The organism is Chryseobacterium sp. AG844 (assembly GCF_003182335.1).
Taxonomy (GTDB): domain Bacteria; phylum Bacteroidota; class Bacteroidia; order Flavobacteriales; family Weeksellaceae; genus Chryseobacterium; species Chryseobacterium cupriresistens.
In genome coordinates this window covers 210,088-232,638 of the sequence record NZ_QGTV01000001.1, presented here as the reverse complement: position 1 = coordinate 232,638, position 22,551 = coordinate 210,088, and the positions used below count along the sequence as shown (strand labels likewise).

At 35.8% G+C, this 22,551-nt stretch carries 19 protein-coding genes; 8 read left to right on the top strand and 11 right to left on the bottom strand.

Going from position 1 to position 22,551, the window contains the following annotated elements:
• Positions 1-42 precede the first annotated feature (42 nt).
• The 3 genes from DEU40_RS00990 to DEU40_RS00980 all read left to right on the top strand — a co-directional run bounded on the left by DEU40_RS00990 (position 43) and on the right by DEU40_RS00980 (position 2,750).
• Positions 43-684 carry a porin family protein gene (locus DEU40_RS00990; protein WP_137905680.1) on the top strand — a complete coding sequence of 214 codons (642 nt, stop codon included), beginning with the start codon at positions 43-45 and terminating at the stop codon, positions 682-684.
• Positions 685-976: 292 nt separating this feature from the next.
• A complete protein-coding gene (locus DEU40_RS00985) occupies positions 977-1,357 on the top strand; it encodes a GreA/GreB family elongation factor (RefSeq protein WP_110008119.1) in 381 nt (126 codons plus the stop codon).
• Between the two features lie 418 nt (positions 1,358-1,775).
• Positions 1,776-2,750 carry a deoxyhypusine synthase family protein gene (locus DEU40_RS00980; protein ID WP_002976594.1) on the top strand — a complete coding sequence of 325 codons (975 nt, stop codon included), beginning with the start codon at positions 1,776-1,778 and terminating at the stop codon, positions 2,748-2,750.
• 474 nt (positions 2,751-3,224) lie between these two features.
• Here the strand turns inward: DEU40_RS00980 and DEU40_RS22265 are convergent, their stop codons facing one another.
• Complete coding sequence (locus DEU40_RS22265; RefSeq protein WP_165791608.1) at positions 3,225-3,371, bottom strand: hypothetical protein; 147 nt, start codon at positions 3,369-3,371, stop codon at positions 3,225-3,227.
• 89 nt (positions 3,372-3,460) lie between these two features.
• Between DEU40_RS22265 and DEU40_RS00970 the strand changes: the two genes are divergently transcribed.
• A complete protein-coding gene (locus tag DEU40_RS00970; protein ID WP_110008117.1) occupies positions 3,461-3,757 on the top strand; it encodes an MGMT family protein in 297 nt (98 codons plus the stop codon).
• Between the two features lie 89 nt (positions 3,758-3,846).
• Here DEU40_RS00970 and DEU40_RS00965 read toward each other — a convergent pair whose 3' ends face one another.
• Positions 3,847-4,233: a helix-turn-helix transcriptional regulator gene (locus DEU40_RS00965; protein WP_110008116.1), complete on the bottom strand. Its 387-nt coding sequence runs from the start codon at positions 4,231-4,233 to the stop codon at positions 3,847-3,849.
• Between the two features lie 300 nt (positions 4,234-4,533).
• Positions 4,534-6,426, bottom strand: coding sequence for a molecular chaperone HtpG (gene htpG / locus DEU40_RS00960; RefSeq protein ID WP_110008115.1), 1,893 nt, complete (start codon positions 6,424-6,426; stop codon positions 4,534-4,536).
• A 151-nt stretch (positions 6,427-6,577) separates the two neighbouring features.
• On the opposite strand from htpG, the gene DEU40_RS00955 reads away from it, so the two are divergent.
• Positions 6,578-9,472: an alpha/beta hydrolase family protein gene (locus DEU40_RS00955; RefSeq protein ID WP_110008114.1), complete on the top strand. Its 2,895-nt coding sequence runs from the start codon at positions 6,578-6,580 to the stop codon at positions 9,470-9,472.
• A 141-nt stretch (positions 9,473-9,613) separates the two neighbouring features.
• Entirely contained in the window at positions 9,614-11,047 is a 1,434-nt protein-coding gene (locus DEU40_RS00950; protein WP_110008113.1) for a hypothetical protein, read from the top strand.
• A gap of 268 nt (positions 11,048-11,315) precedes the next feature.
• Here the strand turns inward: DEU40_RS00950 and recA are convergent, their stop codons facing one another.
• Together recA and DEU40_RS00940 are read right to left on the bottom strand one after the other, a co-directional pair.
• A complete protein-coding gene (gene recA / locus DEU40_RS00945) occupies positions 11,316-12,317 on the bottom strand; it encodes a recombinase RecA (protein WP_062676286.1) in 1,002 nt (333 codons plus the stop codon).
• A 474-nt stretch (positions 12,318-12,791) separates the two neighbouring features.
• A complete protein-coding gene (locus DEU40_RS00940) occupies positions 12,792-13,976 on the bottom strand; it encodes an oxygenase MpaB family protein (RefSeq protein WP_110008112.1) in 1,185 nt (394 codons plus the stop codon).
• 248 nt (positions 13,977-14,224) lie between these two features.
• On the opposite strand from DEU40_RS00940, the gene DEU40_RS00935 reads away from it, so the two are divergent.
• Positions 14,225-15,634: a hypothetical protein gene (locus DEU40_RS00935; RefSeq protein WP_110008111.1), complete on the top strand. Its 1,410-nt coding sequence runs from the start codon at positions 14,225-14,227 to the stop codon at positions 15,632-15,634.
• A 121-nt stretch (positions 15,635-15,755) separates the two neighbouring features.
• On the opposite strand, the gene gap is transcribed toward DEU40_RS00935, so the two are convergent.
• The 4 genes from gap to DEU40_RS00915 all read right to left on the bottom strand — a co-directional run bounded on the left by gap (position 15,756) and on the right by DEU40_RS00915 (position 19,154).
• The gene (gene gap / locus DEU40_RS00930; protein WP_110008110.1) at positions 15,756-16,760 is read right to left on the bottom strand and encodes a type I glyceraldehyde-3-phosphate dehydrogenase; all 1,005 of its coding nucleotides are present in this window, start codon (positions 16,758-16,760) and stop codon (positions 15,756-15,758) included.
• Between the two features lie 32 nt (positions 16,761-16,792).
• A complete protein-coding gene (pfkA, locus tag DEU40_RS00925; protein WP_110008109.1) occupies positions 16,793-17,779 on the bottom strand; it encodes a 6-phosphofructokinase in 987 nt (328 codons plus the stop codon).
• 83 nt (positions 17,780-17,862) lie between these two features.
• Positions 17,863-18,741: a DUF4846 domain-containing protein gene (locus DEU40_RS00920; RefSeq protein WP_110008108.1), complete on the bottom strand. Its 879-nt coding sequence runs from the start codon at positions 18,739-18,741 to the stop codon at positions 17,863-17,865.
• A gap of 62 nt (positions 18,742-18,803) precedes the next feature.
• Complete coding sequence (locus DEU40_RS00915; protein WP_110008107.1) at positions 18,804-19,154, bottom strand: winged helix-turn-helix transcriptional regulator; 351 nt, start codon at positions 19,152-19,154, stop codon at positions 18,804-18,806.
• Positions 19,155-19,248: 94 nt separating this feature from the next.
• Between DEU40_RS00915 and DEU40_RS00910 the strand changes: the two genes are divergently transcribed.
• On the top strand, positions 19,249-20,049 hold the full coding sequence (locus DEU40_RS00910; RefSeq protein ID WP_110008106.1) for a DNA alkylation repair protein: 801 nt from the start codon (positions 19,249-19,251) through the stop codon (positions 20,047-20,049).
• A gap of 322 nt (positions 20,050-20,371) precedes the next feature.
• Here DEU40_RS00910 and DEU40_RS00905 read toward each other — a convergent pair whose 3' ends face one another.
• Together DEU40_RS00905 and DEU40_RS00900 are read right to left on the bottom strand one after the other, a co-directional pair.
• Positions 20,372-21,130: a TIGR03915 family putative DNA repair protein gene (locus DEU40_RS00905; RefSeq protein ID WP_110008105.1), complete on the bottom strand. Its 759-nt coding sequence runs from the start codon at positions 21,128-21,130 to the stop codon at positions 20,372-20,374.
• 151 nt (positions 21,131-21,281) lie between these two features.
• Entirely contained in the window at positions 21,282-22,541 is a 1,260-nt protein-coding gene (locus DEU40_RS00900; RefSeq protein ID WP_110008104.1) for a putative DNA modification/repair radical SAM protein, read from the bottom strand.
• Positions 22,542-22,551 lie beyond the last annotated feature (10 nt).

The following is a 22,551-nucleotide window of genomic DNA, read 5'->3' as shown; positions in this document are numbered from 1 at the left end:
TCTCCGGTAGAAAATTTTATTTTTGCCGGAAATTTTAAAACCATGATAAAAAAACTAATCGTAGCTGGAGTGTTCTCAATCTCCATCATGTCTTTCGCTCAGAAATTTTCTGTCAGACCTTCCATAGGATATGCATGGAGAACTGCAAAGACAATTCCCGGACTTAGCAAAGAAGAAAAAGAATATGTAAAAGACCTGAAAAATGGACTGAACTTTGATATTGCAGCCCATTATGAAGTGAAAAACGGTCTCGGATTCGGAGTGAAATATTCCAACTACAGTGCATCTAGCGACGGATTTCTGCTTGGTTATGTAGATGGAATGCCAGTATCTGTTCCTGTAACGACAAAGGATCATATTACATTTTTCGGTTTCTCCGGACTTATTTCAAATAATCATCTGGATACAAGACATAAGGTATTTGCAGATGTGGCGTTGGGAGTACTATCTTATACTACAAAAACAGGATCTGTAAAAGGTACAGGAAGTACTTTCGGGGCAGAAGTTGATCTTGGATATCAATATCAGGTAAGCAAGAATTTTATGATAGGGCCAAAAATAGGATTAAGTGGCGGAACCCTGAATAAAATGAAGTATAACGGGGTGACTTATAAATTTGATGATGATCAAAAAGAAGGTTTGCACAGAGTTTCTTTAAGTGCAGCCGCTACATTCCGTTTTTAAGCCGTATATTTGTTAGAAGTAATAATAATTGATAATGACAGCAACAATTTTTTTATCTGCAGAACACCGCCGGTCAGGATTGCTGCTGTCTTTACTTTATCTTCATACAGATTCTTTTCTGAAAAGTTCCAAGGACTTCATTATCTAAGCCCTGTCAGGATCCAAGGCAGGGACTCATTTCGGATTTTATATATTGTTTTTTGCAGTTTTCTATAGAAGAAGGCTGTTGTATGCCTGGATTCTACATTGGATCATCAGGGAATAACTGCATTTTAATTTAAAAAAATAAAAAATGTCTGATCATATTATTGTAACCACCGGAATTTATGATGCCATAAAAGATACACTGAGAAGAAAAAAAGTAAGCATCGAAGAAGAAAAAAGATTGACCGAAGAGCTCAGAAAAGCAAAACAGGTCCTGAGAAGAGATCTTCCTGCTGATATTGTCACAGTTGATAGAAAAGTAACATTAAAAGACCATACCCTTGGTTTTGAACACGAATACATTTTCGTACCTTCTACGAAAGAAAAACTTAAAAAAAACAAACACTCCATTCTGTCTGATATTGCTCTTGCAGTAGTAGGGTATAAGGTAGGAGACGTTATCAGCTGGCCTTTCAGAGACGGAGAAAGAAAAATCGAAATTCTGAAAGTGGAAACCTGGGAAGGATAAATCTTTGATGAATAATATTAAGTTGAATTACAATGAAAGCGTGGCTTACTTGAGCTGCGCTTTTTTTATAAGAGCTAATGTTGGAAAACGCAAAGGCACTATTTTTTTTGAATACTATGTTGTAAGGCGTAAGGATTTTATCTCTCGGGGATTTTGCTGATGACGCAGATCGTAAAAATCTGTGAAATCCGTGGGAATATTTTAATAAAAATGAAGTTCCATCCTTACTGAAAATCTAATTTTAAGCGAAGTTGAAATATTCTTGCGTCTTAAAAATAGTATGAATGGACATCCTTGCATATCCAACAAAGCAGCTTTGGAATTTAACAAATGATAAAAAATACTCTTCTATCACACTTTCTTCAGGTGCTTTGGCTGCATTCCGTTTTTAAGTTTTATCTTTGCAAAAATTAAAAAAATGAGCAAACCGATAACTGAATTCATAGAAAAGTATTACCTGCACTTCAACGCAGCTGCATTGGTGGATGCTTCTAAAGGATATGTTGCACATCTTAAAGATGGCGGAAAAATGATGATTACTTTGGCTGGAGCAATGTCTACTGCTGAATTAGGGAAGATTCTTGCTGAAATGATCCGTCAGGGAAAAGTAGATTTTATCTCTTGTACAGGTGCTAACCTTGAAGAAGATTTAATGAACCTTGTAGCACACTCTCACTATGAAAGAGTTCCTCATTATAGAGATTTAACAGCTCAGGATGAGTGGGATCTTTTGGAAAGAGGTCTGAACAGAGTTACAGATACTTGTATCCCTGAAGAAGAAGCTTTCAGAAGATTACAAAAACATATCGTGGAGATCTGGAAAGATGCAGAAGCTAAAGGAGAAAGATACTTCCCTCACGAATTTATGTACAAAATGATCCTTTCAGGAGTATTGGAGCAGTATTATGAAATTCCTAGAGAAAATTCCTGGATGATTGCTGCTGCAGAAGCTAACCTACCAATCGTAGTTCCGGGATGGGAAGATTCTACAATGGGTAACATCTTCGCTTCTTACTGCATCAAAGGAGAACTTAAGCCTACGACAATGAAATCAGGGATCGAATATATGACTTACCTTGCTGACTGGTATACTAAAAACTCAGGAGGAAAAGGAGTTGGATTCTTCCAGATTGGTGGAGGTATCGCAGGAGATTTCCCTATTTGTGTAGTACCAATGTTATATCAGGATATGGAAATGCATGACATTCCTTTCTGGTCTTATTTCTGCCAGATTTCTGACTCTACTACCTCTTACGGTTCATATTCAGGAGCAGTTCCAAATGAGAAAATTACCTGGGGTAAACTGGATATCACTACACCGAAATTTATCGTTGAAAGTGATGCGACGATCTGTGCACCATTGATGTTCTCTTATATCTTGGAAAACGCTTAAGAAAAATATCTCACTGGAGATTATAATATCAGCGCTTCAATTCATTTGGAGCGCTTTTTGTTTTAGGATGTAAAAATAGAATTGTTTTGAAAACTAAAAATAATTTGAACCATTAAGGTTATTTAAGTTTTAAAGGGCATTAAGAGAAATAGCTAAAGCTATTTTATTTATCCGCATGCTTTACTTTCATCAAAGATGAAATTTAATTATTCTTCCCATCTTCATTTTTCTTAATGGTTAAAAAATAGTATACAGTATTCCCATAGATTACACGAATTGCACAGATTTTTACAATCTGCGTAATCTGCATCATCAGCGAGAGAAAAAATAAGCTATGTCGTATGAAATTTTATCGGAGATAAAATCCTTGCGCCTTACCACACATAGTATTAAAATATCTTGCGCCTTTGCATTTTCCCAAAAATACACATAAACATTTGTGAAAATCTGCGCGATCTGCAGGAAAATAAAAAATCAATCCAAAGAATTCACCAGCACAAAGTATCTGTAGGCCAGAATTCCCTTTTCTATCTTAGTGAGATGATTAGGATCTTTCTTACTCAATTTCGGAAGAACTTTTTTATTAACGGCATTCAACAGCCTGAAAAATGATTTTTTCATATCTTTATCTTTTAATGAAACATCATTGAGATGAAAAGAGTTCAAAAATGATGCAAAAAAGAGAACCGACTTAAAATAATCATTTTGATATGGACGAAATTTTCAAACAACAGGTATACGAAGTGGCAAGACTTATTCCCAAAGGAAGAGTATCTACTTACGGCGCCATAGCAAAAGCTGTTGGTTATCCTAATCATTCCAGACATGTAGGAAAAGCGATGGGAGGATGTCCGAAAGATGTTCCTGCGCACCGCGTGATTTCAAGCTCAGGAGTATTATCTGTCCCCGAATTTCAGCCAAAGCTGGAAGCAGAAGGAATCATTGTTGAAAACCTCAGAATAAAGAATTTCAAAAAACTGTTCTGGGATCCATTGGAGGAATTGTAATTTGATGAAATTTAATCTCATTATAAAAAAATGTCACTCCATACATTAATATGAAGTGACATCAATATTTTCTACAGTTTGAAACCGTATTATTTTCTTCCTCTTGGGAGATCTTTTAGTTCTTCTTTCAGCTTTTCGTTCTCCTCTTTTAATAGAGCAATATAGTTTTGAAGGTTTTTAATGATGTCGCCAGGGATATTATCATAATTATTTTGGTTACTGATAACTCCTGCAGATCTATCATTAAATACAGGATGATCATTATTAACAACTACTGTAGCTTCCTCTTCTTCATAAATGTCCTCAATGGGTACATCCAGAAAACGGGCAAGTTTATCCCACTCATCTTTTACGATCCTCACATCACCGCTTTCTTTTCTGCTGTAATTAGATACATCTGTTGCGATAAAATCAGCTACCTGTTGTTGAGTATAACCTTTTTGCTTTCTGATGAGACGTAATTTTTCTTTTTGCATGACCTACATTTTATACAAAAATGGCAAAAAAGCAGAAGCTATACAATAAAAAGTAGAAAAAAATAGGTGCTAAAGAATAAAATTAAAGATAAAATGAAACTAAATTTAAAAACAGAAGGGTTATCTGGTTTAATTGTTGAAACTTTGCTTTCAGAATCAATTCTGATTTGATCAAAGAATATGTGATTAAAGATTTAAACCTTACAGGTTTCTAAAAACTGTAAGGTTTGGATTATCTATTTACAATTTATACTTTTTAAACAAAAAAGACTGCTTCAAAATGAAACAGTCTCTTGTAAATTATTTTTCAAGCTGCTTATAGCTTCTCTGTATAAAATCTGTCAGGTCTTTTCCTTTCAGTAAGTTTTGTGAAAGCTTGGCAAGATCAAGAGCATATTTGATTAAGCTTTCTTTTTCTTCAGCATTCTCAGTCTTTAAGATCTGGCTGGAAAGCTCACTGTTGGAGTTCACCACAAGATTATACATCTCCGGGAAACCTCCCATTCCGAACATACCGCCTCCGCCTGTAGCCTGCATTTCCTTCATTCTTCTCATGAATTCAGGCTGGGTAATAGTGAACGGAGCATCATTGCTGTCAAGATCTTCAAGCTGTACCGTAAATTTAGAATCCTGAATAGCTTCTTCTACATTCTTTTTCAATGATTCTTTTTCCGTTTCATTCAATTTTGAAATTACCGGCTCGTCTTTTTTGATAAGGTTATTAACATGATCAGCATCTACTCTTGCAAACGAAATATTTTCTTTTGAAGTTTCCAGTTTCTGGATCACGTGTGAAATGATAGGAGAATCCAATAACAGAACTTCATATCCTTTATCTTTTGCAGACTGGATATAGCTGTGCTGCTCATCAGCATTGGTAGCATACAGAACAACCAGTTTGTTGTCTTTATCAGTTTGTATTGGCTTGATTTTCTCTACCAGTTCATCCCACAGGAAATATTTACCGTCTGTTGTAGGATATAAAGTGAATTTGTCTGCTTTTTCAGCAAATTTTTCTTCAGTAATGATTCCGTATTCGATTACAACCTTGATATCATTCCATTTTTTTTCATAATCTTCACGGTTTTCGTTAATCAGAGAAGCCATTTTGTCGGCAACTTTTTTCGTGATATACGATGAAATTTTCTTTACAGCACCGTCTGCCTGAAGATAAGAACGGGAAACGTTCAATGGGATATCCGGAGAATCAATTACACCTCTTAATAACATCAGGAAGTCCGGAACGATTCCTTTTACTTCATCTGTTACAAATACCTGGTTTTGATATAATTGAATTTTATCCTTATCAATATTCAGATTATTGCTCAGTTTCGGGAAGAATAAAATTCCGGTAAGGTTGAAAGGATAATCAACATTCAGGTGGATGTTGAATAACGGTTCTTCAAACTGCATTGGGTACAGTTCATGATAGAACTTCATATAATCCTCATTGGTCAGTTCACTTGGAGCGATGGTCCATGCCGGAACCGGATTGTTGATGATATTGTCTACCTCTTCTGTTTCAGCCACAGCATCTTCAGGAGCATCTTCCGGTAAAGGAAGTGTATGTGTTTTTGTCCCGAATTTAATCGGAACAGGCATAAATTTGTTATACTTTAATAGCAGCTCACGGATTTTTGCTTCTTCCAGAAACTCTACGGAATCTTCAGCAATATGAAGGATTATTTCCGTTCCTCTGTCTGTTTTATCAGTAGTTTCTTCAAGCGTGAATTCCGGGCTTCCGTCACAGACCCAACGTACTGCCGGCTCATCTTTATAAGATTTTGTAAGGATTTCCACCTTTTCAGCCACCATGAAAGCAGAGTAGAATCCAAGACCGAAATGTCCGATAATGCCGGAATCTTTTGCAGAATCCTTATATTTTTCCAAAAACTCTTCAGCGCCTGAAAAAGCAACTTGGTTGATATATTTTTCAACTTCTTCGCCGGTCATACCAATTCCCTGGTCGATGATGCGTAACGTTTTCTGGTCTTTATCAATTTTAACTTCAAGCTTGGGATTTCCATATTCCACTTTTGCCTCACCAATGCTTGTCAGGTGTTTTAATTTTAAAGTAGCATCCGTTGCATTGGAGATCAATTCTCTTAGGAATATTTCGTGGTCACTGTAAAGAAATTTTTTAATAAGCGGGAAAATGTTTTCCACAGATACATTAATATTTCCTTTAGTCATCATATTTTAGATTTTTAATTTAAAATTCTTTCTCAAAAAAAATACCATGCAGGAGAAAGTGACAGAATGTCATTTTTTCAAATTGAAAAGGTATTGTTATATGGATTTGTCAAAGAAATGCCTTACTTTTAAATCTTAAAATATTTTAAAAATGAAGTTGAAATGTACAGTTTTTATGCTGCTCATCATGACCTTCTGGGTATATGGGCAGAAGAAGCCTTTAGACCATTCTGTTTACGACAGCTGGCAAAATATCGGATCAAGAAAAATCTCAAATGATGGAAAGTGGATTGCCTATTCGTTAGATGCTCAGGAAGGAAATTCTGACCTTTCTTTATATTCCGTTAAAAATAAGACAACAAAGAAGTTTGCAAGAACGGCAAAAGTGGATTTTACCAATGATTCCAGGTTTGCTGTTTTTCAGATCCGACCGCAGTATAAAGATATAAAAGCGGTAAAAGATAAAAAACTGAAGAAAAATAAATTAACAAAAGACAGCCTTGCCATTGTTGATTTTTTTAATGATAAAACAGAGAAAATTCCGAATGTAAAATCATTTAAAATTCCTGAAAAAGCAGGTTCTTACGTTGCTTATCTTCTGGAAAATATAAAAGATAAATCTTCTGATGATGCTTCCGACAAAGAAGACGGGGAAGAAAATAAAGAGGAAGAAAAAAATGTAAAACCATTACAGCTTGTGGTGAAAAACCTTTTGGATGGAAAAAGTACAACATATGATAATGTCATACGCTATGAGTTCAGCAAAAATGGGAAGCAGCTTGTTTTTGTGACTAAGAAGCCGGACGAAAAGAAAGATAAAAAAGAAGGAAAGGATTCAACAGATGAAAAATCTTCGGATAAAAAAGATACAGACAAGTCTAAACCTAAGAAATATGCGTTTCAAACCGTGCAGGTAGTTGATCTGCAAAAAGGAACCATCAATAAAATTTCTGAAATGGAGGGAGACTTTTCACAATTGTCTTTTGACGAAGAAGGAAATCAGCTGGCTTATGTAGGAACTTCTTCTGCACAGAATGATCTGGTGAAATTGTATCAGCTATATTACTTTAACTTTAAAGGAAACAAAAAAGCAATTGTTACCAATGAGAATGCACAGATGAAGAGAAACTGGGTAATTTCCGAAAACCGGTTGCCGCTGTTCAGTAAAAATGGGAAACAGTTGTATTTCGGTGTTGCTCCAAAGCCTGTTGCAAAAGATACGGCAATGATTGCAAATGATCATGCCGTTGTGGATATCTGGAATTATAAGGACGATTATCTGCAAACGGTACAGCTAAAAGAATTGAAGAATGATCTGAAAAAATCCTACGCTGCAGTAATGCAAACGGGAAAACCGGATTTCTTTACCAATATTGACGGAGAAGATTTGGATACTTTACGACTGGTGAACGAAGGAAATGCAGAATTTGCGCTGGGAATTACCAGTATCAATAACAGGATTTCTTCACAATGGGAAGGTGCAACAAAGAAAACCTATTTTCTGATTGACAATAAAACGGGAGAGAGAACCGAAATTATTAAAAACCTGAATGGAGCAGCGGCTGTATCTCCGCTGGGAAAATTTGTTGTGATCTTTGACAGAGAAAAAGGGAAATGGCTGAGCTATAATGTGAAGACAAAACAAACCCTTCCGCTCAGTACAGGCTTACCTGTTTCTTTTGTAGATGAGGAATTTGATATGCCGGATTTTCCAAATTCTTATGGTATTGCATCCTGGACAGATAATGATGAATCTGTAATTATCAGAGACCGTTACGATCTTTGGGAATTTTTTCTGAACAGTTCAAAAAAGCCAAGAAATATGACCAATGGATATGGGCGTAAGCATAAAATAACATTTGATACCTATGATCTGGATAAGGATATTAAAAGCTTAAACAGAAAATCAGTCATTTATTTATCCGCATTTGACAATACATCCAAGGCCAACGGAATTTTTAAGACATCTGTTCAGTCAAACGCTGATCCGGTAAAAATTCAGATGGAAAATGTATGGGGATACAGAACCCTTCAAAAAGCAAAAAATGCTGAACAGTATATTCTGATAAAAGAATCATACACGGCTTCTCCCAATATTTTTGCAACATCAGATTTTTCAGAACAACAAAAACTGAGCAATACCAATCTGCAGCAAAATCAATATAACTGGGGAACAAACGAATTGGTAAACTGGACAACACCAAAAGGAAATACTTCTACAGGAGTGCTATACAAACCGGAAAACTTTGATCCGAATAAAAAATATCCGATGATTGTTTATTTCTACGAAAAACTTTCGGATAATTTAAACCGGTATGTTGCACCAGCTCCAACACCTTCAAGATTAAATATTTCTTATTTTGTGAGCAACGGATATCTTGTTTTCACTCCTGATATTTCTTATACAGATGGTTTCCCGGGAGAATCTGCCATGGAATATATTAATTCCGGAGTTGAAAAGTTAAAGCAAAATGCATGGGTAGACGGTGCAAAAATAGGAATTCAGGGACAAAGCTGGGGAGGTTATCAGGTTGCTTATCTTATTGCTCATACCAATATGTATGCAGCTGCATGGAGTGGAGCACCCGTTGTCAACATGACGTCTGCCTATGGAGGAATCCGATGGACTTCAGGAATGAACAGACAGTTTCAGTATGAGAAATCACAAAGCAGATTGGGGAAAAACTTGTGGGAAGCACCGGATCTTTATATTAAAAATTCACCGCTTTTTAGCATTGATAAAGTACAAACTCCGGTAGTTATTATGAGTAATGATAAAGATGGAGCTGTGCCATGGTATCAGGGGATTGAAATGTTTACCGCACTACGCCGTCTCGGAAAACCGGTATGGCTTCTGAATTATAATGGAGATGATCATAACCTTCTGAAACGTCAGAACAGAAAAGATATTCAAATCCGCGAACAGCAGTTTTTTGATTATTATCTTAAAGGTGCTAAAGCTCCGGTCTGGATGACAAAAGGAATCCCGGCAACCCAAAAAGGAAAGGATTGGGGATTTGAACTGACAGATGATAAACCTAATTAACAGAATTCCGGCGGAGCCAAAGGCTCCGCCGGAATTTTTTATTATAAAAACAATAAAGAGCACACTGACACAATGGCATTTTTTTTATGATGAGCCTGTTGAGCACTTTTATTATATTTACCGCCAATTATAAATAACAGTATGGGAATCTTTGATTTTTTTAAGAAAAAAAATAACAGTCAGGAAAATGTAAGTACTCCGGTTCAGGAAATGAAAATGCCGGAAGAAAAAGTAGTAGAGCAAGTGGTGGAAGAAGTTGTGGAAACAATACCGGAAGTTCCTTCGCAGCTGGCAGAAGAGCCGAAAGTAAATGAAGAATATGAAAAAATCAGGATTTATAATGATTATATCGTGTATTCTATAGCCCTTCAGCTAAGAGGTGAGTATACACCGCTTTCTGCTTTTGAAAAAGAAAATGGTGAGGTAGAGGGTTTTGCGTATATGGTTACTGAAGATGCTTATGCACTTTCTCCACAACAGGCGATTGCACAGATGGAAGAAAAGTTTGAAAGTGAGCTTCAGGAAGGTAAGATTAAATCTTATATGATACTATATCATTCTCAGTTTGATCATAACGGTAATCACACTCCGGCTATTCAGGAAGGGGAATTTAAGGGAATTTCACTTGCTTACCACTTTGCCGGTGATGAAAAGAAGAAAACAGGATTGCCTTATATTTTCGAAAACCAGAATATTACGTATAAAGGTTTTGCAGAGTTTTCTCATGAAGAAAATAATGCGATTATGAATCATCAGTTGATTGAGGGACAAAATTATTTCCAGAATACAGTAGGAATCACGACTCCTGAAACCACTAATGAAGCTGGGATAATTATCAGAAAATCCAATGTTCATAACCTTGTGAATACATGGAGTGGCGTTTTTGGACACCAGAACTTTCAGACTAAAGATTACGGGCAGTATCTTAGCACAGTTTTAATGCAGTCCACCGTTTCTGATCCGACAGGAGAGGCCAGAAATAAAACCGAATTTGAAGATGTAAGATTCAAAACCATTGTTACAGATGAATTGAGTACTATAATTCCGGAAGTAAAAACGGATTATACCCTGGATTTTGAAACCAGATCAATCAGAGAATGGGAAAATGCATTGAATTTACAGGCAATTGTAGCAGGACCTGCCAGAGATACTTTTGGTGTTTGGTTTTTTGCAACAGATTATGCTGAAAACAGAAATACCTACATGACTCAGCCTCATCTGAAGGTGAATGTCAGCGGAATTGTTTTCATTCTTGATGTTCAAACCAATACTGATTTACCGGATGGAACCAAAATGAGTGAGGATTTTACTACCTATGCACCAAGTCAGGACCTGCCTAATTATGCATGTTTCGATTTTATTGGTCAGGTAGTAGACTTTAAAGAAACAGAATTGCTTGAAGATAGAAGTGTTAAAGGATATATTTTGAAGTTGAAATTGATCACGAATGAAGAGAATGAAGATTTCTTCACCATTGATGCTTTTGTGAACAAAGAGAACATGAGAATGGAAACGCTTACAAAAGGAATGAAAGTGACCGGAGCACTTCAGCTGCAGGGTAAAATTGCTGAATAATTTTAAAAAAATATAAAATCTCAAAGAGGTTGTTCTACGGAATGACCTCTTTTTTATTTTCTGACCCTTCATTTATTTAAACGCATCGTTGATGGAGCTTTGTGGTAAATGATGCATTTGCTTAGTAAGAATCAATGAAATTGATTCAGCTCTTTGCTCCTTAAAAATATTACAGCATACAGATGAAACCTTTGCGTTAGAAAAATCTTTATTTTAAAAACAGAAAAAGGCAATCCGAAGACTGCCTTTTCTATATTTTTATGAAAAATTATTTGTTTTTCATTTCTTCCTTGATCTTAGCTTCCAATTCTTCAGCAAGATCCGGATTGTCTCTTAAAACATCTTTTACAGCATCACGTCCCTGACCCAATTTGGTCTCTTCGTAGCTGAACCATGATCCGCTTTTCTTCACAATTCCCATATCTACAGCGGTATCAAGAATTTCTCCTACTTTAGAAACACCTTCACCATACATGATGTCGAATTCTGCCTGCTTGAATGGAGGTGCTACTTTGTTTTTCACAATCTTCACTTTCACACGGCTACCGATTGCTTCATCACCTTGTTTGATAGGAGCACTTGCTTTTCTGATATCAATTCTTACAGAAGCGTAAAACTTCAGTGCATTACCTCCGGTAGTGGTTTCAGGGTTCCCGAACATAACACCGATCTTTTCTCTCAACTGGTTGATGAAAATCACGGTACATTTTGTTCTTGAAATCGTAGCGGTAAGCTTTCTTAATGCCTGAGACATTAATCTTGCATGAAGACCCATTTTGGAATCTCCCATTTCACCTTCGATTTCTGCTTTTGGTGTAAGAGCGGCTACAGAGTCAATAACAACGATATCAATTGCTCCTGAACGGATCAAATTATCTGCAATCTCTAAAGCCTGCTCACCGTTGTCAGGCTGAGAAATGATCAGGTTTTCAAGATCAATTCCTAATTTTGCAGCATACGTTCTGTCGAAAGCGTGCTCTGCATCAATGAATGCTGCAATACCGCCTGCTTTTTGAGCTTCAGCAATGGCGTGAAGGGTCAACGTTGTTTTACCTGAAGATTCAGGACCATATATTTCAATGATTCTTCCTTTTGGATATCCGCCTATCCCTAGGGCAATATCCAAACCTAAAGAACCGGAAGGAATGACCTCTATCGTATTGTCTATAGATTCATCACCTAAAGTCATTACCGTTCCCTTTCCATATGTTTTATCTAGCTTGTCAAGCACTAAAGCGAGTGCTTTTTTCTTATCATCAATGTTACTCATCTCTATTAAAATAATTTCTCAAAAATACATAATTTATAGATCAAAAGCTAATATTATTTGTTTCTGAAAGCTGTTTTAAGAGTTAAAAAATGATAAAATTTTATTACTGATCTCATTCATAACGAAGCAGATGCGGAATGCTGTATCTAAAGTATTTTTTTTATGCTTATTACTTTATTAAGATGAGTTTTTTTTGCTGGAAATTGCAAAGGCGCCATTCTTTTAATATAGATTATGCTTTAAGGCGCAAGGATTTTATCTCCGATAAAATTGAGTAGTATATGTATTTTTTACCCCACGCTGATTTTGCAGATAACGCAGATATTAATGAAAACCTGTATCATCTGGTTGATTGCAAGAATTTTCCTTGAAATTATATATTCCGTGCTGAAAATCTTCGATTTTTCTTGCGTCCTAAAAAACTTTTGCAATGTCTTGAAATTTTTGCGCTTTTGCGAGTTCCAACAATTAATTTTAATGGAAATTTGAATTTTTAGTGATGGCAAGATAATCTTCCAGCACTTTCATCTGATCTTTGTTTCCTCTTTGTATTCTGGCATTACGGCTTACAAGGCTGTCATAAATTGTGTTGAAAAGTATTTTCGATTTTGGAAACAGGTTTCTGTAAGGAACTTCCGGAATTTGTAATCTTTTACACACTTCGTCATCTAAAAGAAACCAGGTACAGCAGATGTGCAGATATCTTAAATTTTTTCTCTGGAACTCAAATTTTAAAATAGGATTTTCCAATGATTCATCCAAAAGAGAATGAGCCAGAAGAACAGAATCTTTATCCGAAGGGGGCTGAACGGAAGTCCATAAATAAAAATATTCCGTTGCCTGTTTCTTATCATCAGGAAGAAGCTGCTCCGGAATTCCCAAAAGGTAACCCACGTATTTCCAAAGATGGAAAATTCCCTGTTCTTCTTCAACAGAAAAACGATTTCCCAGCTTTGTAAGGCTATGGAGAAACACCAGACTGAAACCAATATACGTTGCCATCATATCCCAGGAATTGATGGGCTCTCCCCAGTTTTCGGTATCCCAGTCTTTATAATGTTTTTTAATGGAAAGCCTTGCATAGGAATGTATCAAACGGGTTTTTATGGCAAATTCATATCCTTTTGCATGGATTTCCAGTGCGTTGTACCGGGTAGCATTCACCCAAAAATCCAAGGTTTCAGAAAGACGCTTCACCGCCCCTTTTTTCAAAGCTTCAGTAACAATTAAAGGTTTGTTGAGGTAGGCATAATCATAACCACCAATCAGACAATAATCCCTCAATGAAATTAATGAATCAAGATTGCTTCTCATGCAGAGTTCAGCACCGCTTTTGAGCAGGTTATAATCCAGCCATTGAGGAATTTTTTGAGTTTGGCTGAACATTTTTTTTACACTTTCAGGGACATCATCAGCTTCCGAAACTCCATTTCTGATGTAATGTTCAATTTCTCTGGAAGCTTCATGAAATTTTTTAGTGAAATAAACATCTTTTACCACCTCGTCACCGATCTGATCCGTATGATGAAAATAGGGAGCAAATTTTTCAAAATGCTCAAAACTCACTTCTGCCCCGGAAAATTCTATAAGCTGCTTTCCATTGCCATTTTCCCAAAAGTTCCTGAAATGGGGGGCATCTTTAAAACGCGGTTGTATCATGTTTCATTCCTTTCCCTATAAAAGTACAAGTTTTATGCTGAAATATTTTGGTGAGATTTGTCAGCTATCCAGGAAAACTTTCATGAAAAATACCACAAACGGGTAATTTACTTGTGCTTATATAATTTGAAACTTTGTGTAAAACAAAACTAATAACCATGAAAACTCAATTATAAAAATATTTCGTTTTTCTACAATGATAAACTAATTCTAAAATTCAAAAAAACTTAACCAGAAAAATAAAAATCATGAAAACAAAAATCGTATTACTGTTTCTGCTCGGTTGGGTGGGGATGGCTTTTGGACAAAATTGTTCGGTTTCTTCTACCGAAAAAAATGGAAATTCTCTAGAAATATTTATTAAACCGTTTAATAAGGATACTTATCCTGCTGGATTTAAATTAAAAAAAGGAAGTACTATAAAATTTGTTATTAGTAATGTTAATCCTTTAAAAGTAATAGGTAGTAATATAGAAGCTAAAGGTGAAAATTTTCAATTTGAAATTCCAAAGTCGATAAGTGATAGTTTTATAGGAAATGAAGAGAAAAGTGAAGAAAATAAGAATAAAGGAAGAAATCCTGCTTCAAGTTCTTTTAATCCTAAGGAAGATTTTATTGCTGAATATCAGGTTTTAATAGAAAAAGCATCCAATATAGAGAGAAAAGCAAATCTAAATAATATTTTGGTTGAATTACTTGGAGATAATAACTTTATAAAGAATGTTGATTCAGTTAAAGCTCTTGCAAAAAAAATATATGAAAACACATATGAAATAGATACTCCTATAGAAAAAGACATATTGGAATTACAGAAATCATATGTGGAATTGAAAAAACTTTATAAAGATGTTAATTCAAGAACCGATAATATTTCTTTGTTAGGTACAATTAGTGTTAATGGTTCTAAAGCAAAAATTAATGATGTAAAGGTAAGTTCTACTAATGTTATGTTTGAAGAAGAAATGAACTCTGCAAAAAAAATTATCGATATAGTTAATGAAGAAAAGAAAAAAAATGAAATAATAAATAAAGCGTTTGTGGGGAGAAAAACATATGAAACTATAAAAAATGATGATTTTGTTACTTTTACTAAGGCAACTCAATTAACAGATGATGAAATAGTGATAACTCCTGTTCTTTTAGGAAAAGATAATAAAGAGTTAGAGAAATTTGAGCCTATAAAAATTACAACATTTGGTGGAGTAAAAGTTAATTTCAGTACTGGTTATATGTTAAGTTTTATAGGAGATGATAATTATCTTTTAAAATATAGTAGTGATGGTAAAAGTAGTGGTGTTTACGAAAATGAAAAAAATAGTATTACACATGCAGTTGGAGTTTTAGCTCATGTATTTTGGGATTTTGGAAAAACGGCAATGTTTGGTATTTCATCGGGAATTAGTATTAATACGGATGCTAAACTCAATTTTTATGCTGGACCTTCTGTTGCATTTTTAGAAAAGAACAGACTTGTTTTTACAGGAGGCCTTTCTTTTGTAAATGTAAAAAAACTTAATAGAAATAATTTAGATGCTAATGATAATTTTATTAATCCTAATTATTTAGATGTTTCCTATTCTGAAATGTATAAACCAGCTATTTTCTTTGCTGTAACTTATAATTTATTTTCTAATGGCAATGACAATACAAAAAAATAAATCTCAACAAACTTTTAAACAATTGGAAAGGAAAAGTACTAAATGACAAATATAGTATTTATAAAAAAACCTTCCCATCGGGAAGGTTTTATATTACTTATTGCTTATCGCTCATTATTGATTATAAAGAAGCAGCGTGTACAAGCATATCTACTAACTTGTTAGAGTAACCCATTTCGTTGTCATACCAGGAAACAAGTTTCACAAAGTTAGGAGAAAGCATGATACCAGCATCTTTGTCGAAGATAGAAGTTCTCTTATCTCCTACGAAGTCCTGAGATACTACTGCATCTTCAGTATATCCTAGGATACCTTTCAATTCACCTTCAGAAGCAGCTTTGATAACTGAACAGATTTCTTCATAAGAAGCCGCTTTTTCAATTCTCACTGTTAAATCTACTACAGAAACGTCAACAGTTGGTACTCTGAAAGACATACCTGTTAATTTTCCGTTTAGTGAAGGGATTACTTTTCCTACTGCTTTAGCAGCACCAGTAGAAGAAGGGATGATGTTATTCAGAGCAGCTCTACCACCTCTCCAGTCTTTCATTGAAGGACCGTCAACTGTTTTCTGAGTAGCTGTTGTAGCGTGTACAGTAGTCATCAAACCTTCTACGATTCCGAAGTTATCGTGGATTACTTTAGCTAAAGGAGCTAAACAGTTTGTAGTACAAGAAGCATTTGATAAGATTTTGATATCATCAGTAAGCTCTTTGTGGTTTACCCCCATTACGAACATTGGGGTGTCATCTTTAGAAGGAGCAGAAAGGATTACTTTCTTAGCACCTGCAGCAAGGTGTTTTGCAGCGCTGTCTTTATCAAGGAATAAACCGGTAGATTCTACTACGTAATCTGCACCGATTTCGTTCCATTTTAGGTTACTTGGATCTTTTTCAGCAGTTACTCTGATTTTTTTCCCGTTTACTACAAGATCATTTCCTTCTACAGAAACCTCACCTGGGAAAATACCGTGTACAGAGTCATATTTTAACATGTAAGCCATGTATTCTGCATTGATTAGGTCATTGATTCCTACAACTTCAATGTTGTCTCTTTCAGTCATTGCTCTGAAAACAAGACGTCCAATTCTACCAAAACCGTTGATACCTACTTTAATTGTTGACATAATAGTTTGTTTTTATTAGATTATAAAAATAATTAGATTGCTAAAATTTCTGAAATCAGTAAAAGATCTTTATTGATTTCGTTATGTTTTTTAATGGCTTCTTCTATTGGCGTATACGTCAGATCGTTGGAACGCATTCCTGCCATTACATTGGTTTGTCCTTCCATTAGTCCGGTTACGGCTCCATAGCCCAGTCGGCTTGCCAACACTCTGTCTGCACAGCTTGGAGAACCACCTCTCTGCATATGTCCCAAAATCGCTACACGAATGTCATAATCAGGGAAGGTCTGTTTGGTTTTTTCTGCAAGTTCGTACACATTGGCTAGTTTCTCACCCTCTGCAACCACCACAATACTTGATGCTTTTCCGGTTTTTTCCGCATCCCTGAATTTCGTGAAAAGCTCATCAATACTGTCTTTTTTCTCAGGAATTAAAATATCCAGAGCTCCGGTTGCCAATCCACTGTTTAAAGCAATAAAACCAGCATCACGACCCATTACTTCCACAAAGAAAACCCTGTTGTGGGAAGTTGCTGTGTCACGGATTTTGTCAATGGCATCCATTGCCGTATTCAATGCAGTGTCGTATCCGATCGTATTATCAGTTCCGAAAATATCGTTGTCGATCGTTCCCGGGATACCGATTACTCTGATTCCGAACTCTTCATTAAAGATTTTGGCACCGGTAAATGTTCCGTCACCTCCGATACATACCAATCCGTCAATTCCCAGCTTTATACAGTTGTTGTAAGCTTTCTGACGGCCTTCTTTAGTTCTGAACTCAGCAGATCTGGCAGATTTTAGAATGGTTCCGCCCTGGTTGATTATATTTTTTACGGAACGGGCTCCCATTTTCAGGAAATCATTATTGATAAGGCCGTTGTAACCTTCCCTCACTCCGTAGCATTCGATATTATAGTAATTGGCGGTTCTTACTACCGCTCTTAACGCCGCATTCATACCCGGAGAGTCACCTCCTGAAGTAAGAACTGCAATTTTTTTTACAGCACTCTCTTTCATCAAGTAAAAAATTTCGAAAACAAATTTACAAAAACAAGTTCAGATTATCGTAGTAAGTTTCCAATAGTTTTGAATATAAATTATTAAAAGCTTCTGAAGTTTGTAGGTTTAAAAAAATATCGTGCAGTTTTGGTCTCCTCAGCATGGATGTCAAGGTCATACCAGGGCGTAAAATAGGGATTAAACGGATTTGAAAGTACATGAACCGATTGCGCCGGGGTGAATCCTTCACTTAATAAGAATAATCTTTTTCCTTTCTTATTCCGGCAGACACCGGAAATAAAAACAATGTGTCCGGGACTTCCCGGTGTGATCAGGATATCTCCTGTTTTCAGATCTGAATTTTTATTGACAGGTTTTGTTTCTTTATTTAATGAAATCGTTCCTGCATAATTAAAAATGACATCCAGATAATTTCTGAAACTCTGATAAGAATCATCAAAAGACGCAGCTCTTTTGAAGTTGACAGAATTTCCGCTGACAAAAGCTCTCGTTCCGTTTTTATAATCATTCCAGCTGAAAAGATCACCGCTTGTAAAATGAAATTTAATTTCGTTAAATTTTTTTGCCTTATAAAGATATTCAGCTCTCATTCGGATGACTGCATCAGCACATTGCTGAAGATCCTTATTTCCGGTATCAATATCAAAAACCGCTTCATGAAGATGCTGGGTAGAAATAGGTTTTCCGTCATATTTTACAATCTGGCTGCCGTAAGGTTTGAGTTTGAAGTTTTCAATAAAATATCCGAAAGAACCAGGTTTTTCTTCTATCCAATCATACCCTTCCGGGGGAGAAAATCTTTCCCTGATAGTATTTTTACCTTTATTGATTTTTAAAGCATTTTCAGCAATTAAATGCTCATTTTTATCTGGTTCAGGTAATAAACGGTCTGATATTTTTTCTTTTGTACAGCCTGTGTAAATGAGAATAACAATGATTCCTGTGATAACTTTTTTCATGCGTTTTAGTGAACACAAATATCATTTTTTTTCACCTATCTGCCAATATCTTATTTGAAAATTTAGCGGTTCAACGACTCCTCTTTTTCAGGAATCAATAATTTTCCCCATTCATTCAGCTGCCAGAGGATTTCTACCAGTTTTTCCCCAAGTTCTGTCAAAGTATATTCTACTCTTGGAGGAAGTTCATTGAAAGACTGTTTCGTTAAAATACCGTCTTCCACCATTTCACTCAGCTGCTGATTGAGAACCCTGCGGTCCACTTTAGCAATACCTCGCAAAAATTCACTGGGACGTTTTTTTCCTTCATTGATCTGCCAGACAATAGGAATTTTCCATTTTCCACTGATGGTATTAACAGCAACTTCCAACGGACATATTTTATTTTCTTCAGCTCTTTCCTTTGTTTCCATAAAATTGACTTTTTTATCCCTATGGGTGAAAAATGTGCGGTATTGTTTTTCTCCGCCCACTTTCAGACTTTTGTAAAGGTAATCATTAAATAGTATGACAGAAAAACGAAAAGGAGCCCGCTCCATCAAAGATATTCCAACGGATATTTTGGAACAGCTGAACAGAGGAGAAATTGAAACCGCCAATCTTACGGAATGGCTGGCAGTAGATCAAAGGTTGCTGTTGGAAAATCTGCTTTTACAGAATGATCGTAAGGAATATTTGACACCCGTTTTAGAAAGTGTAAACCAGCTGAAAAAACAAACTGTCAATACCATTAATGAAACAATAGGAATTGGCTTACTTAATCTGGCTGTGAAAAATAAGGATAACGAATTTCTTTTGAAATTGTCAGTTCATCCCGCAGATCTGGTACGTTGCTGGGCAGCTTATACGATTGGAAGAAATAACGGTTTACAACTTAAGGAAAAATTAAACAAAATTCAGCCATTTGCTTCTGACTCTCATTTTGGAGTGAGGGAAATCTGCTGGATGACGATGCGCCCGGATATCGTCAGAAACCTTGAGGAAAGCTTATCTCTTTTATCAGAATGGACGATGCATGACGATGAAAATGTAAGACGCTTTGCCAGCGAATCCACAAGGCCAAGAGGTGTGTGGTGTGAACATATTGATGCTTTAAAACACAATCCAGGGCTTGGACTGGAAATACTGGAACCTTTACGATCAGATTCCTCAAGATATGTACAGGATAGTGTTGGCAACTGGCTGAATGATGCCAGCAAATCTCAACCCGAATTTGTAGTGGAAATCTGTGACGAATGGCTTCGGGAAAGTCCGACAAAAGAAACGCATTATATTGTAAAGAAAGCGTTACGGACCATTAGAAAGTGAGAGTTATCCACAAACTGGGAATGTTGATATAGTTTTTGAATCTATAGGTCACAGATTTACATGGGTTTATAATATATTTTATATTCCTTTACTTTCTGGAACTGGCTTTATTTACTCCATTTTTACAAGAAAATTGATGTTGAACTATTTTCAATGTTAACGGTATGTTAACTCAAAAAAGTTATCCACAATATGAGTTTTCCATTAATGTGGATTTTATCTCCCATAAAATGAGCAGGTTATAAAATATGGATCAAAAAATAATTTGAAACCATAGTTTTTATCGTCGAAATAAAAAGTTATCCACAATATGGAATTCCGGCTACCATTTTTCAGTCAGATATTTCCAGTATCTTTTGGGAACATGCTGAATATGGAGTTTCATATTTTTCCTTTCTACAATATTGGTTTTTGTGAAATATCGCTGCCAGAGTATCTGATAATTGTTTTCCTCATCATGAAATTTCTGCTGATAATTATGGAGAATAATTTTTTCATCAGGATAGAAAAACTCACAATCGTTCAGATCATACAGAAGTCCGTAGTTTCTCCGGAGATCGTAGATCATCCATTTCTGATCCTGGTATCGGTCGTGAAAATGTTTTCTGATTAAAGGAAGAACATTGAAGTCGGGATCTATTTTAGAGAAAAAAACACCATCATGCATTTTTTCAAACCGGACAAAAGCCGTCATTCTGTGTCTTTCCCGGTCTACTGATTTACAGATTTTTGAAATTTTTAAAACATCATTATCGGCAAAGTTTTCAAGAATATTATTTTCTGGATTCTTCACCGACTGTCTTATCGCAGATAAAATAAGGCTTTCCAGCTCCGGATCTTCCGATAAAAAAACTTTTAAAAGTTTGTAAACGCCCTGTTTCCCAATATTCTGTTCTAATTTATTCAAAACCCTTTCAGATTTATCTGTTTGGGTAATGACTTCGTGAATCTCAGCAAAAATATTTTCCTGATGAAACCTTTCCCTGCTTATAATTTCTACATCTTTATAACGATATTCGAAAACTTCAAATACTGCTGTGAAAAGACCGTCAAAACTTCCATCGTAGAGTAGAGTTGTCATGTGTTGAATTAAAATTTGTGTGTGCTTGTCATTCTGAACGAAATAAAATGAAGTGAAGAATCTAGAGATTCTTCCTTCGTCAGAATGACAGTCGTGTTGTATTATAAATTAGTGTCCATTTGTGAAAATATGGTGTCATTTGTGTTTAAAATCAAAACAAAGTCAGCTGTTGCGAAAACTGGTTATGAAATTTGGATGAGCTTCCGCCTATGAGTAGCTTTCTGAAGTTTTTATCCGTTAAGTATTTCAGGTAGGCATTCCCAGCATTAAAATCGATGAAATATTTTGCCCGGTTGACAGCCGCTCCGAGTTTTTTCAAATGATCCATCGTTAAAATCTGAAAACGTCTTGCACTCACAATTTTCTGCGCTGTTTTCACTCCGATTCCGGGAATTCTTAAAATCATCCGGTATTCGGCAGTCTGGAGATTCACCGGGAACTGATCCAGATTCCGTAATGCCCAGCTTAATTTCGGATCCATTTCCAGATCAAGAAAAGGAACATTGGGATCTAAAATTTCTTCTGCTTTAAAACCATAAAATCTCATCAGCCAGTCCGACTGATACAGTCGGTTTTCCCTAAGCATAGGGACTTCTGTGGTTAAAGAGGGCAGTCTTTGATCTTCCAGAACCGGAACATATCCGGAATAATACACCCTTTTCAGATTAAAATTTTTATAAAAATGATCTGCCACTTTTATGATCTGTAAGTCATTTTCATTGGTTGCTCCCACAATCATTTGTGTAGACTGTCCGGCCGGAGCAAACTTCGGAACCTTCTTAAGGATTTTCTTTTCATCTTTATATTGAATGATGCCTTTTTGAATATACCGCATCGGGCTGATCATATCCTGTCTGTTTTTTTCAGGCGCCAATAATTTTAATCCACTCTCCGTAGGAATTTCAATATTAACGGATAAACGGTCTGCATACAACGCAGCTTCCTGCATCAGATCATCACTTGCTCCCGGAATAGATTTCAAATGAATATATCCGTTAAAATTTTCTTCCAGGCGCAGCTTTTTGGCCACTCTTACCAGTCTTTCCATTGTGGTATCTGCGTTTTTAAAAATTCCTGAGCTTAGAAATAACCCTTCAATATAATTCCTGCGGTAAAAATTGATGGTAAGGTCTACCACTTCTTCTACTGTAAAAGCAGCTCTTTTGATATCATTGGAACTTCTGGAAACGCAGTAAGCACAATCATAAATACAGTGATTTGTCAACAGAACCTTAAGCAGAGAAACACATCTTCCGTCTTCTGTATAGGTATGACAGATCCCGCTTGCAGAACTATCTCCCAATGCTCCTTTTTTATTTTTTCTTGTACCTCCGCTTGATGAACAGGAAACATCATATTTCGCTGCATCAGCAAGGATTTCAAGCTTTTCTTTAAGACGGTCAAAATTCATATTTAAAATG

What these genes read in the sequence shown, in the direction of transcription:
- DEU40_RS00990 (WP_137905680.1), top strand. Translation starts at nt 43, where the DNA reads ATGATAAAAAAACTAATCGTAGCTGGAGTGTTCTCAATCTCCATCATG.
- DEU40_RS00985 (WP_110008119.1), top strand. Translation starts at nt 977, where the DNA reads ATGTCTGATCATATTATTGTAACCACCGGAATTTATGATGCCATAAAA.
- DEU40_RS00980 (WP_002976594.1), top strand. Translation starts at nt 1,776, where the DNA reads ATGAGCAAACCGATAACTGAATTCATAGAAAAGTATTACCTGCACTTC.
- DEU40_RS22265 (WP_165791608.1), bottom strand. Translation starts at nt 3,371, where the DNA reads ATGAAAAAATCATTTTTCAGGCTGTTGAATGCCGTTAATAAAAAAGTT.
- DEU40_RS00970 (WP_110008117.1), top strand. Translation starts at nt 3,461, where the DNA reads ATGGACGAAATTTTCAAACAACAGGTATACGAAGTGGCAAGACTTATT.
- DEU40_RS00965 (WP_110008116.1), bottom strand. Translation starts at nt 4,233, where the DNA reads ATGCAAAAAGAAAAATTACGTCTCATCAGAAAGCAAAAAGGTTATACT.
- htpG (WP_110008115.1), bottom strand. Translation starts at nt 6,426, where the DNA reads ATGACTAAAGGAAATATTAATGTATCTGTGGAAAACATTTTCCCGCTT.
- DEU40_RS00955 (WP_110008114.1), top strand. Translation starts at nt 6,578, where the DNA reads ATGAAGTTGAAATGTACAGTTTTTATGCTGCTCATCATGACCTTCTGG.
- DEU40_RS00950 (WP_110008113.1), top strand. Translation starts at nt 9,614, where the DNA reads ATGGGAATCTTTGATTTTTTTAAGAAAAAAAATAACAGTCAGGAAAAT.
- recA (WP_062676286.1), bottom strand. Translation starts at nt 12,317, where the DNA reads ATGAGTAACATTGATGATAAGAAAAAAGCACTCGCTTTAGTGCTTGAC.
- DEU40_RS00940 (WP_110008112.1), bottom strand. Translation starts at nt 13,976, where the DNA reads ATGATACAACCGCGTTTTAAAGATGCCCCCCATTTCAGGAACTTTTGG.
- DEU40_RS00935 (WP_110008111.1), top strand. Translation starts at nt 14,225, where the DNA reads ATGAAAACAAAAATCGTATTACTGTTTCTGCTCGGTTGGGTGGGGATG.
- gap (WP_110008110.1), bottom strand. Translation starts at nt 16,760, where the DNA reads ATGTCAACAATTAAAGTAGGTATCAACGGTTTTGGTAGAATTGGACGT.
- pfkA (WP_110008109.1), bottom strand. Translation starts at nt 17,779, where the DNA reads ATGAAAGAGAGTGCTGTAAAAAAAATTGCAGTTCTTACTTCAGGAGGT.
- DEU40_RS00920 (WP_110008108.1), bottom strand. Translation starts at nt 18,741, where the DNA reads ATGAAAAAAGTTATCACAGGAATCATTGTTATTCTCATTTACACAGGC.
- DEU40_RS00915 (WP_110008107.1), bottom strand. Translation starts at nt 19,154, where the DNA reads ATGGAAACAAAGGAAAGAGCTGAAGAAAATAAAATATGTCCGTTGGAA.
- DEU40_RS00910 (WP_110008106.1), top strand. Translation starts at nt 19,249, where the DNA reads ATGACAGAAAAACGAAAAGGAGCCCGCTCCATCAAAGATATTCCAACG.
- DEU40_RS00905 (WP_110008105.1), bottom strand. Translation starts at nt 21,130, where the DNA reads ATGACAACTCTACTCTACGATGGAAGTTTTGACGGTCTTTTCACAGCA.
- DEU40_RS00900 (WP_110008104.1), bottom strand. Translation starts at nt 22,541, where the DNA reads ATGAATTTTGACCGTCTTAAAGAAAAGCTTGAAATCCTTGCTGATGCA.